This is a genomic window from Carboxylicivirga fragile (genome assembly GCF_050589805.1).
GTDB classification, from domain to species: Bacteria; Bacteroidota; Bacteroidia; order Bacteroidales; family Marinilabiliaceae; genus Carboxylicivirga; species Carboxylicivirga fragile.
Window position 1 is genome coordinate 24,739 of the sequence record NZ_JBNGOY010000031.1, and the last position, 21,455, is coordinate 46,193.

General features: G+C 37.3%; 19 protein-coding genes and 4 tRNA genes. 11 read left to right on the forward strand and 12 right to left on the reverse strand.

Going from position 1 to position 21,455, the window contains the following annotated elements; translation table 11 throughout:
* Positions 1 to 65 precede the first annotated feature (65 nt).
* Complete coding sequence (kbl, locus tag ACRD7B_RS14195) at positions 66 to 1,253, reverse strand: glycine C-acetyltransferase (protein ID WP_430825233.1); 1,188 nt, start codon at positions 1,251 to 1,253, stop codon at positions 66 to 68.
* A gap of 114 nt (positions 1,254 to 1,367) precedes the next feature.
* Positions 1,368 to 2,348 (reverse strand): adenosine kinase, encoded by a 981-nt coding sequence (locus ACRD7B_RS14200; RefSeq protein WP_430825234.1) that lies wholly within the window; start codon positions 2,346 to 2,348, stop codon positions 1,368 to 1,370.
* Between the two features lie 271 nt (positions 2,349 to 2,619).
* Between ACRD7B_RS14200 and ACRD7B_RS14205 the strand changes: the two genes are divergently transcribed.
* The 3 genes from ACRD7B_RS14205 to ACRD7B_RS14215 all read left to right on the forward strand — a co-directional run bounded on the left by ACRD7B_RS14205 (position 2,620) and on the right by ACRD7B_RS14215 (position 3,796).
* Positions 2,620 to 2,693, forward strand: a tRNA-Asn gene (locus ACRD7B_RS14205).
* Between the two features lie 44 nt (positions 2,694 to 2,737).
* A tRNA-Asn gene (locus tag ACRD7B_RS14210) sits at positions 2,738 to 2,811 on the forward strand.
* A gap of 268 nt (positions 2,812 to 3,079) precedes the next feature.
* On the forward strand, positions 3,080 to 3,796 hold the full coding sequence (locus ACRD7B_RS14215; RefSeq protein WP_430825235.1) for an SIMPL domain-containing protein: 717 nt from the start codon (positions 3,080 to 3,082) through the stop codon (positions 3,794 to 3,796).
* Between the two features lie 81 nt (positions 3,797 to 3,877).
* On the opposite strand, the gene ACRD7B_RS14220 is transcribed toward ACRD7B_RS14215, so the two are convergent.
* The 4 genes from ACRD7B_RS14220 to ACRD7B_RS14235 all read right to left on the reverse strand — a co-directional run bounded on the left by ACRD7B_RS14220 (position 3,878) and on the right by ACRD7B_RS14235 (position 7,462).
* A complete protein-coding gene (locus ACRD7B_RS14220; protein WP_430825236.1) occupies positions 3,878 to 4,345 on the reverse strand; it encodes a DUF4268 domain-containing protein in 468 nt (155 codons plus the stop codon).
* A gap of 10 nt (positions 4,346 to 4,355) precedes the next feature.
* Complete coding sequence (locus ACRD7B_RS14225) at positions 4,356 to 4,517, reverse strand: hypothetical protein (protein WP_430825237.1); 162 nt, start codon at positions 4,515 to 4,517, stop codon at positions 4,356 to 4,358.
* A gap of 26 nt (positions 4,518 to 4,543) precedes the next feature.
* A complete protein-coding gene (locus ACRD7B_RS14230) occupies positions 4,544 to 5,785 on the reverse strand; it encodes a DcaP family trimeric outer membrane transporter (RefSeq protein ID WP_430825238.1) in 1,242 nt (413 codons plus the stop codon).
* A gap of 123 nt (positions 5,786 to 5,908) precedes the next feature.
* Positions 5,909 to 7,462 carry a methyl-accepting chemotaxis protein gene (locus tag ACRD7B_RS14235; protein WP_430825239.1) on the reverse strand — a complete coding sequence of 518 codons (1,554 nt, stop codon included), beginning with the start codon at positions 7,460 to 7,462 and terminating at the stop codon, positions 5,909 to 5,911.
* 284 nt (positions 7,463 to 7,746) lie between these two features.
* Here ACRD7B_RS14235 and ACRD7B_RS14240 point away from each other — a divergent pair, with 284 nt between their 5' ends.
* Positions 7,747 to 10,836 carry a cytochrome c biogenesis protein gene (locus tag ACRD7B_RS14240; RefSeq protein WP_430825240.1) on the forward strand — a complete coding sequence of 1,030 codons (3,090 nt, stop codon included), beginning with the start codon at positions 7,747 to 7,749 and terminating at the stop codon, positions 10,834 to 10,836.
* A 124-nt stretch (positions 10,837 to 10,960) separates the two neighbouring features.
* Entirely contained in the window at positions 10,961 to 11,458 is a 498-nt protein-coding gene (gene tpx, locus ACRD7B_RS14245) for a thiol peroxidase (RefSeq protein WP_430825241.1), read from the forward strand.
* Between the two features lie 140 nt (positions 11,459 to 11,598).
* Here the strand turns inward: tpx and ACRD7B_RS14250 are convergent, their stop codons facing one another.
* Positions 11,599 to 12,456 (reverse strand): hypothetical protein, encoded by an 858-nt coding sequence (locus tag ACRD7B_RS14250; protein ID WP_430825242.1) that lies wholly within the window; start codon positions 12,454 to 12,456, stop codon positions 11,599 to 11,601.
* An 18-nt stretch (positions 12,457 to 12,474) separates the two neighbouring features.
* Entirely contained in the window at positions 12,475 to 13,752 is a 1,278-nt protein-coding gene (locus ACRD7B_RS14255) for a tetratricopeptide repeat protein (RefSeq protein ID WP_430825243.1), read from the reverse strand.
* Between the two features lie 336 nt (positions 13,753 to 14,088).
* Here ACRD7B_RS14255 and ACRD7B_RS14260 point away from each other — a divergent pair, with 336 nt between their 5' ends.
* The 4 genes from ACRD7B_RS14260 to ACRD7B_RS14275 all read left to right on the forward strand — a co-directional run bounded on the left by ACRD7B_RS14260 (position 14,089) and on the right by ACRD7B_RS14275 (position 17,938).
* Positions 14,089 to 14,565: a hypothetical protein gene (locus ACRD7B_RS14260; RefSeq protein ID WP_430825244.1), complete on the forward strand. Its 477-nt coding sequence runs from the start codon at positions 14,089 to 14,091 to the stop codon at positions 14,563 to 14,565.
* A gap of 178 nt (positions 14,566 to 14,743) precedes the next feature.
* Positions 14,744 to 16,009: an Lcl C-terminal domain-containing protein gene (locus ACRD7B_RS14265; RefSeq protein WP_430825245.1), complete on the forward strand. Its 1,266-nt coding sequence runs from the start codon at positions 14,744 to 14,746 to the stop codon at positions 16,007 to 16,009.
* A 65-nt stretch (positions 16,010 to 16,074) separates the two neighbouring features.
* The gene (locus tag ACRD7B_RS14270) at positions 16,075 to 17,247 is read left to right on the forward strand and encodes a sensor histidine kinase (protein ID WP_430825246.1); all 1,173 of its coding nucleotides are present in this window, start codon (positions 16,075 to 16,077) and stop codon (positions 17,245 to 17,247) included.
* The gene (locus ACRD7B_RS14275) at positions 17,222 to 17,938 is read left to right on the forward strand and encodes a LytR/AlgR family response regulator transcription factor (protein WP_430825247.1); all 717 of its coding nucleotides are present in this window, start codon (positions 17,222 to 17,224) and stop codon (positions 17,936 to 17,938) included. Before ACRD7B_RS14270 ends, ACRD7B_RS14275 begins: the two co-directional genes overlap by 26 nt.
* A gap of 49 nt (positions 17,939 to 17,987) precedes the next feature.
* On the opposite strand, the gene ACRD7B_RS14280 is transcribed toward ACRD7B_RS14275, so the two are convergent.
* Positions 17,988 to 18,866, reverse strand: a complete 879-nt coding sequence (locus ACRD7B_RS14280) for a tetratricopeptide repeat protein (protein ID WP_430825248.1) — start codon at positions 18,864 to 18,866, stop codon at positions 17,988 to 17,990.
* A gap of 220 nt (positions 18,867 to 19,086) precedes the next feature.
* On the opposite strand from ACRD7B_RS14280, the gene ACRD7B_RS14285 reads away from it, so the two are divergent.
* Both ACRD7B_RS14285 and ACRD7B_RS14290 read left to right on the forward strand, forming a co-directional pair.
* Positions 19,087 to 19,159 (forward strand) — tRNA-Trp (locus ACRD7B_RS14285).
* A 194-nt stretch (positions 19,160 to 19,353) separates the two neighbouring features.
* Positions 19,354 to 19,440 (forward strand) — tRNA-Ser (locus ACRD7B_RS14290).
* A gap of 76 nt (positions 19,441 to 19,516) precedes the next feature.
* Here ACRD7B_RS14290 and ACRD7B_RS14295 read toward each other — a convergent pair.
* Genes ACRD7B_RS14295 through ACRD7B_RS14305 form a run of 3 tightly spaced genes read right to left on the reverse strand, consistent with a single transcriptional unit; the run spans position 19,517 to position 21,441 of the window.
* Entirely contained in the window at positions 19,517 to 19,876 is a 360-nt protein-coding gene (locus ACRD7B_RS14295) for a response regulator (RefSeq protein ID WP_430825249.1), read from the reverse strand.
* Positions 19,877 to 19,894: 18 nt separating this feature from the next.
* On the reverse strand, positions 19,895 to 21,169 hold the full coding sequence (locus tag ACRD7B_RS14300) for a sensor histidine kinase (RefSeq protein WP_430825250.1): 1,275 nt from the start codon (positions 21,167 to 21,169) through the stop codon (positions 19,895 to 19,897).
* A complete protein-coding gene (locus ACRD7B_RS14305; protein WP_430825251.1) occupies positions 21,166 to 21,441 on the reverse strand; it encodes a DUF8530 family protein in 276 nt (91 codons plus the stop codon). Before ACRD7B_RS14305 ends, ACRD7B_RS14300 begins: the two co-directional genes overlap by 4 nt.
* Positions 21,442 to 21,455 lie beyond the last annotated feature (14 nt).

Below are 21,455 nucleotides of genomic sequence, written 5' to 3' on the forward strand. Positions count from 1 at the left end.
CATTGTAAACCAAAAGAGGTTCTCAACCTTAGTTAAGAACCTCTTATATTATTAGTTAAAAGCTACTATTTAATAACTTTCAATTCTTTTCCAATTTTGATAAAGGCAGCAATGGCCTTATCTAAATGATGACGCTCATGAGCTGCCGACAACTGAATTCGAATACGTGCCTGTCCCTTTGGAACAACCGGATAATAAAATCCAATCACATAAATTCCTTCATCCAACAATTTAGCTGCAAACTCCTGCGATAATTTAGCATCGTACAACATCAATGCAGCAATGGCCGATTTGCTAGGTTTTAGATCAAAACCAGCCGCTTCCAACTGAGCTCTGAAATAATCAGCATTATCCATCACCTTATCGCGATATTCAGTCGACTCAGTCAACATATCAAATATCTCCAAAGACGCACCAATAATTGCCGGCGCTAATGAGTTAGAGAATAAATATGGACGTGAACGCTGACGTAACATATCAATGATTTCTTTCTTACCAGTTGTGAATCCACCTAAGGCACCACCCAAAGCTTTACCTAATGTTCCGGTAATGATGTCAACACGTCCCATCACATTATTATATTCGTGAGTTCCACGACCTGTTTTACCAATAAACCCAGCAGAATGGCAATCATCAACCATCACCAATGCATCGTATTTATCTGCCAAATCACAGATTTTATCCAACTTCGCAATATCTCCATCCATAGAGAATACTCCATCGGTTACAATAATGCGGAAACGTTGTTCCTGAGCCTTTTTCAATTGCTCTTCTAAGTCAGCCATGTCAGCATGCTGATAACGGTAACGAGCCGCCTTACACAAACGAACACCATCGATAATAGATGCATGATTTAAAGCATCTGAGATTATTGCATCCTCGGCAGTAAACAAAGGTTCAAAAACACCGCCATTGGCATCAAAACATGCAGCGTATAAAATAGTATCTTCTGCACCTACAAACTCAGCTATTTTTGCTTCAAGTTGCTTATGGATATCCTGTGTTCCACAAATGAAACGCACCGATGACAAACCATAACCGTGAGTGTCCATAGCTTTTTGAGCTGCCTTCACAACACGTGGATGAGACGACAATCCTAAATAGTTATTGGCACAAAAGTTAAGCACTTGCTTTCCGCCAACTTCTATTTCAGCTCCCTGAGCAGAAGTAATAACACGCTCATTTTTATAAAGGCCAGATTCTTTAATAGCCTCTATTTCTTTCGTTAAGAAATCTTGAAACTTACCGTACATGTTTTATGTTTTTTGCTGATGTAATTAATTAATTTTCAAAAGTAATGCATAACAATTTAAAGAAATATGACATTCTACACCAATTCTGAACCTTTTTACTCTCAATACTAAGGGTTAATTAAGCACGCTCTTCACCTTATCGTGAATCACCTGCCATGTCTCTTCAGTCATTTTTGGTCCGATTACCTCAATAACATGGCCCGAAAGAATAGAACCAAGGTTTCCACACTTTTCCATTGGTTGATTATTAATCAAACCATACAAGAAACCTGCAGCGTATAAATCGCCTGCTCCAGTTGTATCAATACTTTTAACAGGTATAACTCCTACTTTAACTACCTCATCATTGCGTTTAATTAATGATCCTGCCTTACCAAGTTTTAGTACGGCTACTTCGGTATTCTCTGCCAAAGCATGCAAGGCATCCTCTTCTTCTAATCCAGTAAAAGCCTTAGCTTCTTCCTCGTTAGCAAATACAATATCCACGTAATCATTAACCAGTTTCTTTAAAAACTCAAGATTATCCTCAACCACATTAAAACTGGCTAAATCAATACTTGTTATCAAACCTTTGGCTTTAGCAACCTGATAAGCTTTTTCTATCAAAGGTTTATTCTGTACCAAATAACCTTCAACATGAAAATAAGTATAACCCTCAAATAAATGCTCCAAAATATCTTCGGCCGATAATTCAATAGCCGCACCCAGACAAGTAGCAAAGGTACGCTCCGAATCAGGGCTAATTAAAGCGATAGCCTTTCCCGACCCCGCTGTACTAACTGATAAATGTGGGGTAATATTATTGCTCGACATATCGTTTTTGAAAACTTGCCCAAGCTCATCTTGCCCAATTTTACCTATAAAACCAGTTTTAATACCCAAACTAGCTAAACCATGAATTGTATTTGCTGCAGAACCACCACTTGCCAACTCTTTTTTCAAATGTGCGGTTGCCTCCATCACTTTATTTGCCGAAATATTGTCCACTAATTGCATACTTCCCTTCGGTAAATTCAAATTTTCGAGCAAATTATCGTCTTCAAGACGCGCTAAGACATCAACTAAGGCATTACCTAAACCCAATACACTACTCATAACTAAACGTTTATTTAAGGTGCGTTAATTTTAATTGAAAAATTTGCACAAAGATATTGCATATTTTGAAGATTCCTTATAGTTTTGCAACGCATTTGACGAAAGCACCTCCTCTTCGATAGTTATCGAAGGAGTACAAAGTTTAATGAAACCAAATTTCCTAGTAGCTCAGTTGGTTGAACGATCCCGAGAATCGGGATTAATCCGAAGATCAGATTACAAACTATTATGGAAAAGTAATAAGGCTAATAGAAGTCTATTACAAAAATATTCCCCAGTAGCTCAGTTGGTTAGAGCGGCGGACTGTTAATCCGTAGGTCGTAGGTTCAAGTCCTACCTGGGGAGCTTTAAAAGAGCTCTACAAAGTTCTTGACATATTGAAATAAAATTCCCCAGTAGCTCAGTTGGTTAGAGCGGCGGACTGTTAATCCGTAGGTCGTAGGTTCAAGTCCTACCTGGGGAGCTTTAAAGCCATCCATTTTTTGGATGGCTTTTTTTATTTCCTTTGCTTATTAAGATTATTAACGCAACATAGGGCGATAATAAATACTACATAATTAAGTGAATAAAATTGCTTTTAGTATTTCTCTCACCTTCTCAACACACCCCTCCCCTCTTATTACCAATAAGATACAATAATTATTTCTTGCGTGTAATACTATTCTAACCATGGCATTTTAGTAATGGCATTATGTGTGTGACTACTCACGTATCACATAAAATCAAAACATATGAAACGTACATGCATCATTAGTTTAATAGCTCTTCTTTTTAGTTTTCAATCGATAGCACAAAACAAGCAACTTATTCATGTGGAAGGCATAGCTCGTATTCAAGAAGTGCCAAAGGAGATTATTGTTTCCATTAACCTAAGCATCAAAGATAGTTTGTATCAAGTATGTTTTAATAAATCCGTGGAATCTCTCGAAAAATTAAAAACACATTTTAAGAGTAATGGAATAAAATCGAGAAACATCAGGGTTAATAATTTGATAGTAAATGAAAACTATGAATTCGTCAAAAGTAAACGTCTTAGAAAAGGTTATAAGTCATCAATCTTACTAGAAATAAAAGATCGTTACAACGATGCATATTCCAATGTACTTTTAAATAGCCTCAACCAAGAAGATTTAAACATAAGCTATCGAATTAATTTTAGATTTACCGAGGAGCAAAAGACCAAGCTGCGCAAACAAGCCTTGGAGTTAGCCATAAAAGATGCGACCGAAAAGGCTGAACTCATAGCCAGTTCATCAGGACTACAATTAAAACAGATCAAAAAAATCACCTACGGTTCAAATTCGACGTACTTTGATTCGTTTGATATAATTATGGACGAAGAATGCTGCGATACGCCACCTCGAAAAGGCAATGGCTCAGGAATCACTTTTAATCCAAAAGAGCAAAGCATACAAAAAAGCATATTGATGGAATGGTCTTTTGAATAGTAAAAAATTACTTAACTCCATCAATTAGCAAATTTGGAAATGTGTGAATCAATTGGCACATTTTCAAATTGATTAACTGGCTCACTCCCCCAACTCATCGTGCATCAAAAAATCCTTAACTTCCAGAAAGGCTTTTTCTAATCGAATCATACGATCGATCATAAACTTCATGGTTTCGGGCCACTGTTCTTGTTGGTATAAGTCGGCAGGTATTTGTTCATACACGCGACAAACTTCTAGACCTTCTGTTTTAGTATAGAGGTAAGTCCATTGCAATTCTCCTCCAAAGGCAGTTTCAAATATAGACTTGCAAGCTTCTAATTTCTCGTAGAGTTTCAACCTTTTTTCTTCGTTGCGATGGTTTATTTCAAGTGCCACAATAGCGCGTTGACGATCAATATCGAAACGAAGATCTAAACCTTTGATGTTGGTATCATCAAAAATCCATTTAATCTTCTTTCCCTTTCGGCCTGGCAAGCGGCGTGTTCGATTTTCCAATTTATGCCAGAACAATTGTCTTATTTCCTTCGCTTCCTCTTTTGAGAACATAGCTGTTTCTTTATTTCTTACCCTTTTTCTTCAGCAACAAAAATAATAGATATCCTGCTCCTATCCCAATCATTAGTAAACTCACTACTTCCATGGTTGAGGCAACGCTGTGCATCATTCCAAAGCCAGCAATTATTAAAAGTATGGCCACTACTACCAGTTTCTCTTTCATAAGTTTACATTCAAATAAAGCTATTCCTAAAAAGTATAACGCAAGCTCGTTGTTATTCGATGGTTTGCTACATTCTCTAAATCGATAGGTTTTGCGTAATCATCGTAGTCATTTCCATAAGCAGCAACGGTGTACATCCATTCAACACCCAACCAAATTTTAGGCGTAGCCAAAAAATGAATGCGAGGCGCTACGGTATACATATTACCAATGTCGGCACCCAAATTATAAGGTGTTCTATCTGATTCAACTATAATATTCGATTTTTCTTTGGTACCCATGTTTTCCGTATATCCAACGAATAGACCTGGTCGAATCTTAGCATGGTTGGTATGGATATCAGTCCAAAGCGATGCTGTTTGAACAGGAGTATACTCTCGCAATTCGCTACCATTGGCTTTTTCGGCAACACCTCCAAGCAGTACAACATTAGTCATTGCTCCTCCATATATGCCTTCCATTTTCACAGTGAACTTGTCAAATGACTTTCGAAGTGAGGCAGCAACATACGAACTTCTCACTTTTTCATTTGTAATCTTCTTATTACCATTTATCTCCTCATACAAGGCTGGCTGAAGCACCTTATGACCAAATGTTAAAGCTGCAAATACACCATTGGCATTTTTATATTTCAGTTGCAAATCCATTTCAGGCTGTATGGCATGAGCAGCACCATTCGGCATTCCCTTATCGGCAAAGTCATTTTGAGTCATCATAAATGCGATAACTTCAAAGTGCTCGTTTAATTGATGTCCAAAACGAAGCATTGGTTGACGATTTAATGGGTGAAAAGGTACACCACAACTAAGAGTAACAGTTGAAGGAAAATTTTCTGTTAGAAAAAGCGGATGCCAATACTGCCCTATGAGCAAGTTGCTTTTTTCCCAATTCAATCGAATATAGGCATGACGCAAACGAAAGTTCAAATCACTAGCTCCTGATTTACCCAAGAAATCTCCTTCAATTAAGGCAAAGCTTTTGGCTCCAAGAACCTCCGGGCCATTCACTCGTAGACCAAAACGACTGTATGATGCATCGACACCAAAGCGGCCCTTTGCATTTATATCATTGTTATCAATATCATAATTTGGTCGCGCCGGAAAAAGATAGATATTTCCATTTCGTACGATAACATTCTGACGCGAATCGTAATAGGCATTCACCCCAATAAATCCGTATAGATCAACCTTAAATTGTTTCTCTTTTTCTTCAGCTGTTATTTGCACTGCGATTACAAACAACAAAACAACACTTAACAATCCTTTCATTCTGATATTTTTGCTCCCTTTAAATTAGGTCTTATTTGAATGGTGCAAAGCAAGCGAAATATAGGATACGAGACAACAATAGACCGAATCGATATTTATGATTTTTCGTAATTTATTGATGAGCTATTTAGTCTTGAAAAAACTAATGGTTTCTTGCAAGTGCTCAGCCTGGCGCGATAATTCTTCGGAGCTGGATGCCATCTCTTCAGATGAGGCTGAATTTTGAGAGGTGATGTTCACCAATTCCTGAATGGCATTGTTAATGTGATTTGCACCAGCTTCCTGCTCATTACTTGCTGTTAATATTTCCTGAATAGCATCGATAATGCTATTTATCTCTGGCAAAATAGCCTCCATGGATGACCAGGATGTTTGTGCAATCTCAAGACTCGTCAAGGACTCTTCATCTATCTCTTTTGCTGCTTTCTGTGTAAATTCGGATAACTTACGAACTTCCGCAGCAACCACCGAAAACCCTCTACCTGCCTCTCCGGCACGCGATGCCTCAACCGATGCATTTAATGCCAGCAAGTTTGTTTGCAAGGCAATATCCTTAATCACATTAACCTTGTCGCTAATTGATTGCATGGCTTTAAGGTTATTACTTACCGATTCCTTTAATTGTCCAATACCATTACTAGCTTTCTTTGCTGTTTCTGCAGTTCGCTTGGCATTTGCCGAATTAGAATGCACATTTGACACCATCTCTTCAATGGATGAAGATATCTCTTCAGTTGAAGCAGCTTGGGAGTTAGCACCTGTTGAAATATGCTCAGCTGACTGAGCCATTTGTTCACTGGCAGCTGAAACATTAGCCGAACCTTCAACAACCTCCTCAATTACTTCTTTTAGTTTTTTTAATGTTAGCGCCAGAGATTTCTGCAATACACCTATTTCGTCGTTTTCTGTTTTCTTGATTTGCATGCTCAAATCACCGGAAGCAATTGATTCAGTATTTACCGATAGAGAAATGATTGAACGTGTAATACGGCGGCCGAATAAAACGGATAAAAAACCAAATACTATCAACATTACAAATGCAATGATTAAGGTCTGCAACATACTACTTCGCAGATTCGTCATCTGCTCATCTCTTGTTTTAGAAATACTTGTATCGATATCGTCGATGTAATTACCAGTTCCAACTACCCATTCAAACGGTTTGAAGTAGGCCGAAAAACTACGCTTTGGTAGGGCTATTGTTCCTCCTTTTTTAGGAAACCAATATTCAGTGTAACCATCTCCTTCAACAGCTGACTTTACAATCTCTTGTATCATTAAAGTGCCTTTGGCATCCTTTAAATCCCAACGACTCTTTCCTTCAACATCAGTTTTTCCTAACAAAACAACATTAACTCCATCTTTCGTATCAATCCAGAAATAACCATCTTTTCCGTAACGTAGCTTACGCACTAGATCTGCTGCTTGAACTTTACCCTCTTCAACAGAAATTTCATAACTCGCCACTTTCGCATAGATTCCATCCAAGAGGCTCATGACCGTTTGCACCTCAAACTCAATTGTTTTATCAAAATCCCGACGTAAGCTTTTCTCAAGCTCAACTAACTCTTTTTGTTGCGTTCGGTAGGATATAATTGAAGATGGAATTGTGATAGCTAAAGCAAGTACTGTTAACATTCCAACAGAGAAGATGATTATCTTGGTAGTTATTTTCATTTATAACGATTTTTTTCAGTTAACTCCAGTGTATCTGGATAAAACATGTGATTCGAGTTAATAAACTAGTTACGCTGCAATCGGAAGGAAGTTTCATAATCTTTCGCTCAACCAAAAGATTTTAATCAATCTTAAAGGCATTCGCTTATTTAGACAAGATAATTACAGAATTATTGGTCTTATTTACTATTTTAACATCGTTAAATAAGTTATGTTAGCGAATAAACCTTTAAGCCAACCATTTGTTAAATTATATCGTTCAGAATAAATCCAAAAAATAGAATATGAAGAAATTATTTGATGTTCTCACCGCCCATTGGTTAATGGGAAGTTTACTCTTATTTCTTGGCGCCGTATTAGGAGTTGCCACATTCATCGAAAATGACTTTGGAACCAATGCTTCAAAAGCTTTGGTATACAATGCCTGGTGGTTCGAATTGGTTTTTGTTGTATTAATCATCAACATGTTTGGCAACCTAAGTAAGTTCAAAACATGGTCGACTAAGAAACTACCGGTGCTGACTTTTCACCTGGCTTTTGTATTAATAATGATTGGAGCAGCCGTGACTCGCTATATTGGTTACGAAGGATTAATGCACATTCGTGAAGGTGAGTCATCGGATCAGATATTATCAAGCGATCAATTTGTTACTGCTAAAGTAACATGCGATAATTACGAAGTGACCAATGAGCAGCATGTACTATATAGTGTTGTGAGTCCCAATGAGTATTCACAAAGTTTTTCAACACCTAAAGGTAACTTAAGCATAAAGAGTGAGATATTTATTCCTCAAGCAATGGCGCGTTCCGTTGAAAAACCTGGTGGTAAACCAGCTATTCAGTTGGTACTTTCAGCCGCTTCTGGCCGTCAGGAATTTTCATTGTTCGAAGGTGATGAAGTGAAGGTAGGTAATTACACCGTTGCTTTCGAACCTAAAGAGCGCACCCAAGATCTTATACTGGAAATCAAAAATGGCATGCCTCATTTCACCAGTAACATGACTGCTAGCTTAATGCAAATGCAGACTGGCGACATTCAGGAGTTTGCAGCCGACTCTGCCCATAAATTATTCAATGGCGTACTATATAGCATTGAAGATTTAAGAATGGTGTACACTAACTATTTAGAAAGCGCTGTTGTTGAACCAGTCTCTGTAGAAGGCAATAATGGTGGAGGATTACCTGATGCTATAAAGTTTGTAGCGGAGTTAGGCGATGAGCAAAAAGTTTTTTATGTGTTTGGCAAGAAAGACGTTCTCGGCCAGACCTATACAGAAGAGTTAGGCGGTGTTAAATTTGCGCTTAGTTATGGTAGTAAAAACATACACATTCCATTTAAGTTGCACCTTAATCGCTTTGAGTTAGAACGCTACCCCGGTAGTGAAAGCCCAAGTTCGTATGCCAGCGAGGTTACATTGTTGGATGAACGCACCGGTTTAAAAGAGGACAGACGTATCTATATGAACAACATACTAAACTACAAAGGCTTCCGCTTTTTTCAATCGTCGTACGATATGGATGAGAAAGGAACGGTTCTTTCGGTTAATCGCGACTTATGGGGAACCTGGTTAACCTATGCTGGTTATTTCCTTTTAACACTAGGCATGTTTATCTCTTTAGCTGCTCCAAATACCCGCTTCCGCTATTTGGTAAAACGCACCGGAGAAATCTACCAAGAGAAGAAGAAGTATTTAGCCATTGGATTATTATTTATTGCATTGCCATCCATGGCACAAGATTTAAAACCAAATGTTGAGGTTAGTCCCGAAGCTGCTAGTGCCTTTGGTAATTTATGGGTGCAGGATAATGGCGGACGCATGAAACCACTCAATACGCTTAACAGCGAGGTAGTACGTAAACTGGTAAAACACCATACGTTCAGAGGCATGAGTGCTGACCAGATGGTGCTGGGTATTATGATCGACCCAAACTATTGGCAAACTGTGCCGCTTATCACTGTTAAGCACGACGAATTAAGATCGATTCTTCAATTACGTGAAAAGAAATCATCGTTCCGAAACTTCTTCTCACCTGATGGTAAATATAAAATACGTCAACTGGTAGAAAATTCATACCGTAAACGTCCGGCTTATCGCAATAAACTAGAGCAAGAAGCTGTAAAAGTAGATGAGCAGGTAAATGTGTTTTACATGGCTCAGATGGGTAATTTTATGCGCCTCTTTCCAAAGCCAAACGACGATCAGAACAAATGGTTAACACCTGGTGAGAAGGTCACCGGTTTACCACAGGAAGATAGTTTATTCGTAGCTAATATCTTCAACATGTATCTGGATGCACTAGGCAAAAATGATGTTGCTAATGAGCAAAGTTACGTTCAGGCCATTGCTGCCTATCAAAAGAAATACGGACAAGACATATTACCATCGGAATACAAGAAAAGCATTGAAATATTTTACAATGAGAGCAGCCTCTTTATGTCGCTAATGCCCTACTTTCTTGTTCTTGGTATTATTTTATTATTCCTTCAACTAACTCGACTGGTAAAACCAAAACTTCAATTTAGATGGCCCTTACGTATTGGTTTAGGTTTAGTAATAATTGCCTTTGTGCTTTATACAATTGGATTAGCCATTCGCTGGTATATTTCGGGACATGCACCTTGGAGTAATGGTTACGAATCGATGTTATACATTGGTTGGACTACTTTGTTAGCGGGTCTGTTATTTAGTAAGCATAGTCCTATTGCTTTATCGGTTACTTCATTTTTTGCAGGCATCATATTGATGGTAGCTCACTTGAGTTGGATGAATCCTGAAATTACCAACCTGGTTCCTGTACTAAAATCCTATTGGTTAACCATTCATGTTGCCATTATTGTAGCCAGTTATGGTTTCTTAGGTTTAGGTTTCTTACTTGGATTCCTTAATCTGATATTAGCTGGTGCCAAAACCAAAAGCAACAAAAAAGCTTTCTCACTAACCATCGAAGAATTATCAGGCATTAGTGAAATGACCATGACCGTAGGCTTATACCTACTTACAGTTGGTGCTTTTCTTGGTGGCGTTTGGGCCAACGAGTCTTGGGGGCGTTACTGGGGCTGGGATCCAAAAGAAACCTGGTCGGCAGTTACTATTCTGGTTTATGCCTTTGTGCTTCACATGCGTTTTATTCCTGGCATGAAGAGTATAACCACCTTTAACTTTTGGTCGGTGATAAGTTTTGCATCGGTAATAATGACCTACTTAGGAGTAAACTATTACTTGGCTGGTATGCACTCATATGCAAAGGGTGATCCTGTTCCTGTACCTAGTTTTGTTTATTACACTATAGCTGTAATCGCAGTTGTTAGTTTCTATGCCTTCTTCAATGAGAAGAAATTGGCGCAAGCTGAGCAGCCAGATAAAGAAAAATAATTACTATTATAAGTATATGATAGACCGACAAATGCAGTATTTGTCGGTCTTTTTTTGATTTTTTTCTAAACAAAACTAAAGAAGGTGTTGTTTAGGATTCATAACAAATAATTAAACCAACAAAATGGCAAAAATAACGTTTAAAGGATCTCCGGTTGCAACAGCTGGCGATTTACCAAGAGTAGGTGCTGAGGCTCCGGAATTTTCTTTAGTAAAAACTGATCTTAGCGAAGTTTCATTGGCTGATTACAAAGGTCAGAAAGTAGTATTAAATATCTTCCCTAGTGTTGACACTGGTGTTTGTGCTGCTTCGGTTCGTCGTTTTAACGACGAAGCATCTAAAAAAGAGAATACAGCAGTATTGTGTGTTTCAAAAGATTTACCTTTTGCACATGCACGTTTTTGTGGCGCTGAAGGATTAGATAAAGTTGTTTCTTTATCGGAATACAAAGACGAAGTTTTCAGTCAGAATTATGGTGTAAAAATGATTGATGGCCCACTTAACGGACTTCTTTCACGTGCTGTAGTGGTAGTTGATGAGCAAGGAAAAGTTTTACATAGCGAGCAGGTTGACGATATCGTTAACGAGCCTGACTACGAAGCTGCTTTAAAAGTACTTTAATCTGTAGTAATAATAGTAAGTTTTAATCTTCAAATAGGGTGTTCAGCAATGAACACCCTATTTTGATTTTATTTAAAAGTTAATCTTATCCTCACAAATTTTATAACACGAGATGCTAACTTAAGTTACTATAACCGACTTTATCTAGTTTCTATTTTAACTACGCCATTACTCCCTCTTGTTCCATATAACACTATCAATTCATCGTCAGGTTTTATAACTTCAATACTGGAAACTTCTTGATTGATGATATTGTTTATATCCGCAATCATAGCAGGTTTATTATTGATGTATATTAATGGAAATTCCCAATGATTCGTTTTTTCAGTTATATTCAATTCTGCTTTAACTTTCTTCTCAACTTGAAGATAAAAATCGGATACAACAGCATCTTTGTCTAAAAACTGATCAATGTGAATACTTGTCATTCCCCATCTATATCCACCAGACGGTAATGCATTAAAAAATTCAGCATGAAGCTTCTTCGAATCCACAGTTCTGCTAACGATATCTAAAATAGATACAACCACTTTGCAATCAGCACTTCTTTCCGCGTGAGGCGACCAGAAACTCAATACTTTATAAGTATCTCTTGTGGCAAGCTCGAAGAAAACATAACTGCCATCAATCCCTCCATATTTATCATCATGCAAATCCATTAGTCCACACTCTAATAACGAATCCAATAAACTTTGCGCTATATTTTTAGGCAAACTGGTATTGGAAACTATCGGATTATCGTTAGATGTATGGATTTTATACTCAGACGAAACAGTTTCATTATAGCTAAGAGTAAATACCGTATGGGTTTGCCAAATTCTAATGTTTATTGAATCTGATGATGATCGCAAATCCTTCAGACTTAACGTTCTCAAGTTTTTCGGCAATCTTTCAACAAACGAATGAACAAGCTTATTTTCAGGCAAATCAATTTTCTTTTGTCCATTCAAAGGGTTTAAGAAAAGAACAATAAATAATAGAATAATGTACTGTTTCATAAATGTTTAATTTTGATACTATTGAGCACCCTCTCTAAAAAAGGCTTCTTCTTTAATATTTATTAAACGATTACTCACAATCTCCTTCAAACGAAGTGTGTATAACTCATTGCCTTTTTTCGAATCCAAAGTGTCGGGCAGTCTGGTTAAAAACTGTTCGTATAATTCTTGCGCCTTAAGATCATTCTCGAGGTAATAATCGTAAATAGCCGCTTGATTGTAGATATATTGCACGTTGGAAGGTGAATACTGATAAGCAGAATCGTAATAGGCAATTGCCTTTGTGTAATTTCCTGAGTCTTCATGCATCATAGCCAGCTTGGTGTGGATTTTCTCCATCAAACCGGGCGATGGCGCCAATAAATAAGCAGCCTTCTCCAAATATGGCTTACCACGCATAGGCATATTGCTTTGACCTAATGCTGCGCCAAGAAAGAAACACACTTCTACATCATCGTCTTTTAAGTCGTAAGCGGCATATAAATAATTAATGGCATTTTCGTAATTCTCCATCCGGTGATAGGCCATGCCAATGTGCTTTTTGGTCAGCAGTGAGCTATCGCCACGAGTTTCCATGCGCTTAAAAAGCTTAACGGAATTACCATTTGATCTGGCCTTAAAACTTGCCAAACCAGCCATACTCACAAAACGTTTGGTATAGCCCAAGGTATCGACAAAATGCATACTCACATCAAAACTCTCTTTGTACTGTTTTTTTTCGTAATGCAATTGAGCCAAGCGATAACCCACCTTTTGATTTGTTGGGTATTGTTTAAGTAATTTGTTGTATATATCAATCGCCATTAATGGTTCCGATGCCTTCTGAAAAGTCTCGGCCAACAACATATTCACATTAAGATTCAATGAGTCTTGCTCGCGATAAGCTAACAATGCATTAATGGTATTATCATAATTGCTATTGAAATTCTGAATTTGAGCATAACGCATCAAATTACCCAAATGCATCGACTCATCTTGAAAACGATCTTCACAAATGGGTAATGCTTCGGCATACTGCCCGCTTGTAAAATACACTTTTGAAAGTAGATCTTTTAAAAGGTTTGAATTCGTATGGTCTGCAGATAATAAACACTGAATTGCCAAATCTGATCGACCCGATTGAAAGTAGGCCGATGCCAACAAATACTGTTGATCTTCATTTCGATCAACATTCGGTTCCAACTGAGATATAACTTCGGAATAACGTTCTTGAGAGAACATTAGGCTTAAATTTTCCTGAGCAAAGAGGGTGCACGAAAACATTAAAGCAGCACCAATAAAAAGTAGCTTTTTCATTTTAATGATAATAAGTTAGGCCTAAAGTGATATCAAAATCACAATGAAATTAAGCTTTTTAGTTCAATAACCAAGCTTTTGTAGTGCGACTTTTTAATCAAGTAATCAAACTTGTGTGATAATTGAGACACCACCTTATTGTTATATTGAAGGCAATGCCTGAAATATCTAATTAACCTTAAAATAACAAGCATTAGCAGATATAAATATTAAACATTCTAAATTACAGACTAATGCAATGAAGTGCGATAAACATATAAATTCTAAAATTTAACATTGAAAATGTAGACATTGGTTTTAAAAATTACTATTTTAGTTAATACAAACCTCAGACTCATGAAAAAAAACATTACTTACAAAATTCTTCCACAAATAAATATTGTCGTCGAATACTTCAGTGGCCCAATTCATATCTCTGATATGATAGCGCACAAAAAAGACATTATCAAAAACATTGAATTCTATCCTAACATCAACTTTATAGCTGATTTAAGAGATTCACAACTTCTGTATACAAAACAAGAGCTTTCGGAATACGTAGGTTTTATCAAGGAAGAGAAGAAGCTCAACACGCATCGAAAAACAGCCATTCTAACCAGTACTCCACAGCAAGTGGCACAATCAACCATTTATGAATCTCTCACAAAAGATTTGCCAATAAGGTTCAAAATTTTCAGCACTCTGCAGGCTACTCTTGAATGGGTAAGTGTAAAGAAAGGATTAGAATTTTCAATGATAGAAGGTACCATACTTAAATTGAAAAATGAAAGCTCAGTCCGTAGTCACTATTCAAAAGTCTTGCAACGACAGTAAATCATTTTACACACCTATCAAATTTATTCGAAATATTAAAGTGCAAATGGTATTACTTGCACTTTTTATATAGAAGTTAATGAGCATTTGATTGATAAAATCAACGAATCCATAGATTAGTTTTTCATGATTATACTTGTCTTTATTTATTTGATGCATCAATCAATAAATGGAACTTATGAAAACTGTCAATCAGAGTATAATAAGAATAGGCTTACCTTTTGCCATGCTATTTATTAGCCTAAGCTGGTGTTCGTGTCAAAAAACCAATACTGATTCAATAGTTGATGAAGAGGAGGAACTAGTACCCGATCTACCCTATACCATTGTGGGCACTAATCAAAGCCTTTTTTTCAACAATACTTCAGAAATAACAGAACCACAAAGCGGTGACGCTTTTTTTGGGCAGAATGCTAACTATCAAGGTCTGGCGCAACATTACCGCGATAATGGAGATGGAACGATTTCTGATTTAAATACGGGTTTAATGTGGCAACAAGATCCGGGTGAAAAAGTAACATATGATGATGCCTTGGCAGGAGCTAATGATATTAATCTTGGAGGCTACAACGATTGGCGCTTGCCAAGTATTAAAGAACTGTACTCGCTAATGCAATTTAATGGCACAGATCCAAGTGCCTATGATGCCAGCACTACCAATAGTATTGTTCCTTTTATCAACGATGAATATTTTAATTTCACGTATGGCGATCCTGATGCTGGTGATCGAATCATAGATTCGCAATATGCCACCAGTAATATTGATGTGGGTGATTCAAATTTTGGAGGCGGAAACTTAATGTTTGGCGTTAACTTTGCCGACGGAAGGATCAAAGGATATCCAACAGGAGCAAGACCGGGACAAACAACAGGCAAGCTATTTTGTGTGCTGTATGTACGAGGTAACACAAACTATGGCGTCAACGATTTTGTAGATAATGGCGATGGAACGATAAGCGATAGGGCAACTGGTTTGATGTGGATGATGAATGACAATGCCGAAGGTGTGACTTGGGAATCAGCATTAAGCTATGCCGAAAACCTCGAATTGGCAGGTCATGATGATTGGCGATTGCCCGATGCCAAAGAATTACAAAGTATACTGGATTACACAAGAGCTCCCGGTACAACCAATTCGGCAGCCATACATCCGCTTTTTAAGGCATCAGAAATTATTAATGAGGATGGCCAGGATGATTATGCCTATTATTGGAGTAGCACCACCCATATGAATCATAAAAATGGGGGTCAAAATGCAGTTTACTTTAGCTTTGGCAGGGCGCTCGGTTACTTTAACGGACAATGGATGGATGTACACGGAGCTGGCGCACAAAGAAGTGATCCTAAAAGTGGTGATGCCAACGATTGGCCCTATGGCCACGGTCCGCAAGGTGACGCCATTCGCATTCTTAACTTCGTTCGTTGCGTAAGAACCGTAAAATAAATTTATATTTACTTTCAACGGATATAGCTTTGACTGCATCGCAAGTCCATTTAAACAACAATCTGGTGAGAAAATTAAAAAACAAATACTTACTATTAATCATCTACTCTTTTATTTGGGGCATCGTTTTTTATTCTCCGGTATTATTTATTAATGATGACAGTAGGTATTGGAACCGTTTACTCTTTGAGTGGCTGCGAATCATTCCCTTTTTCGTTCTTTTTTTAATTAATGCACTACTATTAACACCTCGGTATTTTAAGAAGAAAAGCTACCATCTATATCTAATTTTTATACTTTTATTTACCATCATAACCGCTGGTGTTTCCAGCTCTGAAACACTATCACACCTAAGCGTTTTTGGTATTGAAGCAAAGGGACCAATTGGGCCAGCACAAGGCCAACATCGGCCTTATGGAATGGATAGACCCGACAGGCCAAACAATGACTTAAGACCACCAAGACCTGAAAGGCGTAATGTGCAAAAACCACCTTCCGGACGTCCGGTGGGTGTTAGAATGGTTAATAATTTCATAACAGCCTTGTTGATGCTTGGCTTCTACAATGCCGTTTTTGCAGTTGTTAAACTCTCGAAAGAAGAACAGCAACGAACGGAAATGGAGAAACAGCAATTAAAAACTGAACTTGATTTTCTGAAGCATCAAATCAGTCCGCATTTCTTCATGAACACCTTAAATAATATTCATGCCTTAATTGATATAAATAGTGAAGATGCTAAAAGTTCCATCATTCGTTTATCACGCATGATGCGTTACCTTCTATACGAATCGGATAATGGCAATACCAGCTTGTCCAAAGAAATAGAATTCACAAAGAGCTTTCTGGATCTGATGCGTATTCGATTTTCGGATGATAAAGTGAAGATAAGTGCCAATTATCCTGAATCATTTGTTGATATGCCAATTCCTGCATTTCTCTTTGTTTCATATATCGAAAATGCCTTTAAACACGGGATAAATCCTAAGGGGCAATCGTTTATTAATCTTGAATTTAAATTACTTAATAATGCTCATTTAAGCTTTAAAATTACCAACAGTAATTTTCCAATTCATCAACCCAAAGAAATTCAGGCATCTGGTGTAGGCTTGGTAAATTCGCTGCAGAGGCTTAAATTACTTTACGATTCAAATTTTAGTTTAAATGAAGAATCAAATGATGATGTATACAGTGTTAATTTAATTATTCCTCTCGATGCAACTGAAAAGTCTGGTAATTGATGATGAACCTTTGGCTCTAAAACAAATTTGTGCCTATGTAGAAAAAACATCTTTTCTACAACTACAGAGCGCATGTGCCAATGCCTTTGAGGCGATTGAATACTTACATTCTAATGAGGTTGATGTAATATTTGTCGACATCAACATGCCCGAACTAAATGGTGTTGAAATGGTAAAATCGCTAAAGGATGCACCGATGGTAATTTTTACCACTGCCCATTCGGAATATGCCATAGAAGGGTTTAGGGTAAATGCCATTGATTACCTATTAAAACCCATAGGATATCCCGACTTCCTGAAGGCAGCAAACAAAGCATTACAACACTATCAATTGGTGCATAGTAGTCAGGATGAAGTAAAGACAGACAATGATTTTCTCTTTATAAAATCAGAATATAAGATTATGCGCATCAAACTTCAGGACATAACATATGTGGAAAGCATGCGCGAATATGTTCGCATTCATTTGCGTGGTGAGAAACCTATTATGACTCTTCTTAGTATGAAGAAACTGGAATCGCGTCTGCCAGAATCAAACTTTATGCGGGTGCATCGATCATACATTGTCAACTTAAATCAAGTAGGCACCATCGAGCGTAACCGCATCGTTTTTGACAGAGACACCTACATACCGGTAAGCGACCAATACAAAGAACGCTTTCAGGAATACGTTAATAAGAATTTTCTATAAAAAAAGCCGAAACAAAAATGCTTCGGCTTTATATTATTTAATCCGACAACTACTTCAACAACTTATCCATTTGAGCTGCCTTATCTTTTTGTTCCAATCGTAGGTAGCAGTTTTTTAGGTATTTGATGTACGATTTATTTTCCGGCTCCATTTCACGAAGCTTTTCAAAATAGCCACGAGCCGTTCTGAAATCAGCAGATACCTTTTTTAAGTCACGACGCAGATAAGCATAAGTAGTGGCATTCTTTTTCTTGTTGTACTTAGCCATTTCATACTTATAGCGCTTATCAGCGAGCTCATAGAAATATTTGCCGCCCCACTCCAATGCCTCCTTATAGTCTGGATTAGCTTTAATCAAGTCCTTACTTACCTTTTTAGCTTTAGTTGATTGATCTTCTTCAGCTAATGCTTTTACATAAGCAAACGTTGTTTCCTTTGTCAATTCGTCATCTTTGGCAGCTTCGTATAAAGAAACCACTTCAGCGTTATTACCCAATTCAGCATTCAAGGCAACTTGGCGCTCAAGCTGACGCTGCATCACTTTAGTATCTTTAACTTCATATTTATTCCAAAGAGCTAACTCATCTTCAAGCTTACCACCCTTTTGCAAGCCTTGCGCATATTCCAGTAATAAATCATCATCCTGATTCTTATCTAGCAATTTTGCATACAAAGTTTTGGCTTCTCCAAACTTATCCGTTTCTAAACTTGCCTTTGCCAACTTAGCATATACAGCATCACTGACTTCCGCTTGATTTGCCTCTGCTAAGTTTACATATTCGGTATAAAGTTGATAGGCTTTTTCAAAATCACCTAGATCAAATGCGGCATCCGCTCCATTTTGAATTCCGGGTAATTTGGCCAAAGGATTACAGGCGAACAGGGTTACTGCCAATATAATGGTTAAAAGGACTCTTAGATTTTTCATTATTATAGTTTTCATTAAGTGCCTAAAGATACAACAAATGCTTATTTGACCAATTGAATCGTGAGTTTGCTATCAAATTGAACGCTGTTGAAAATATTTTAGGATTGATAATCACACACCTAGCAAATCCTTATGAATATTTAGTTCGGTATGAATTTGAAATAATAAATATTGTCCTATTTTTGCATCCGCATTAATAAAAACAATGCATATAAGCAATACGGGTGTAGCTCAGTTGGTAGAGCACTGGTCTCCAAAACCAGGTGTCGGGAGTTCGAGCCTCTCCTCCCGTGCAAGATCCTGACTACGGTCGGGATTTTTTGTACGCTACAAATAAGATAGTGTATGAATGTGAAAAGTTCTTATATTTGATGAATTCATATTGGAGAGGTGACAGAGTGCCGTCCCGATAGCTATCGGGAGTGCATGATGAAAACTCAACAAGAAACCATTTAGAGTGTAAAAGTACATTGTAAAAAACCATACTGGAGAGGTGACAGAGTGGCCGATTGTGCATGCCTGGAAAGCATGTGTACGGGTAACCGTACCGGGAGTTCGAATCTCCCTCTCTCCGCACATTACCCGCTATACTTTTATTAAAATTATAGTGGGTTTGTTATACACTCTCTTTTTTTTAGAATCTGACCTCCCTAAGTATTCGATTGTAACTCACGAAGTATTTTTCCAATATCAAAAGGCTTCTGAAAATACCCTAATATAGTTTTATCCTTAAGTGCTTTGTTAATGTCGGGTGATAGATTATAACCACTTAAAATATAATATTGAGCATTGGCTTTAATCTTCTTGGCCTCATTTATAAACTCTAGTCCATCCATATGAGGCATTTTCATATCACTAAATACGACATCGATTTCAGGATGATCAGTCATATGTTGCAAAGCTATTGGACCCGACAAGGCGGTGTAGACATTAAAGTGCTTCTTCATATGAATCTCAAACAACTGAAGGTTGATGGGTTCATCATCCACATAGAGAAGTGTGTTTTTCATTTTAAGAGCTTAGTTTGGTTAATTCTTACTTAAAGGTAAGCTAATTATTGCACTTGTTCCAACTCCTTCCTCAGATTGGTACTTAATTTTACCCCTATGCTCTTTTATAATGGCGTATACCAAGCTCAAACCCAAACCAGTACCTTCACCTGCAGGTTTGGTTGTAAAAAACGGATCCATGATTTTAGGTAAATTTTCTTGTGAAATGCCACATCCATTATCACTTATTACCACCTCAATTTTATCGGCCTTTACTTCAGTTTTAATGATTATCTCACCATCCTTATCAATGGATTGAATGGCATTAGTAAGCACATTTAAGAAAAGCTGATGGATTTTACCTTCGTTACATGATACTTCAACTCCGGATGAACTATAATTTTTTTCAACTTTCACCCTATATCTCAAGCTACTACCTAGTATAACCAAACAGTTATCGATAATTTTATGAACGTCACAATCATTTATATCATCATCATTCTGCCTGTTGAAATGGTTTAAACTTTGAATAATTTCAATGGCTCTTTTGACACCTTCATCAATATTATCAAGTAAGCTAGCAAGCTCCTTAGAATTATTTGCATTTGAAGTCATTCTAATGGCCGATGCGCTGCCTTTAATAAAATTTAATGGATTATTAAGTTCATGTGCCACACCAGCTGTTAATACACCCATTGATGCCATCTTTTCCGATTGAATTAATTGTGCTTGTGCTTCTTTTAATTGGTGCATAGCATGCTCTAATTCATCCTTTTTAGCTGACAGGGCCTCGTTAGTAGCAATTAATTCTTCATTTAAACTAAGTGTTTCTTCATTACTTAGCTTTAATTGCTCATTCAAACCTTTTTGTTTCTGATGACTTTCATTGACCTCATCATAAGCACGTTCAATATAAGTTTGTGCTTGCGCTAATTTTTTATTGGCCTCTTCCAACTCCTTACTTCGCTTAGCTTTCGTTAAAGCTTTTTCCAATTCGGTATTACTTTGGGATAAGGCCTCGCGCATTTTTATTTGCTCATCTAATTGTTGACGCATTAAAATGGTATAGACAATTCCCCACCAAAACATCGGTTCCAGCACTCTCAAGTAGTCTTCAATAATATCCCAACTCCGGGTAATATTTCCCCACTCGAGAAAATTACTCAAACTAAAAAACACAATTAGAACAAATAGAATTAGTAATAAAAAGCGTGTCCCCGGATTAAAAAAGCGCTTCCTTCCAATAAAAACAACGATTAAGGCAAGAAGACCCGCAAGCAATCCAATCAGGTCTATAATTCCAACTAAACTCATACGGCATCACGTTTAAGTTTGAAAACCATGATGCTCCAAATAGCTAACAATATGCTACTGCTGGCATAACAAATATGCTCAATCACATTAAGAAGATCGGGTAAAATAAAACCTTCTAAGATCGTTAACACCCAACCAATAACCAGTAGCAAATAACCAGTCATCAGCAAGCGAGAGAAAGGAATTACTCTGAGCTGATCTCTTCTTAAAAAAAGAAAAATCAACACCCCTAAACTTATTAATAATCTGATTATTTCAACTTCCTGAATCATTTATATTATTTTCA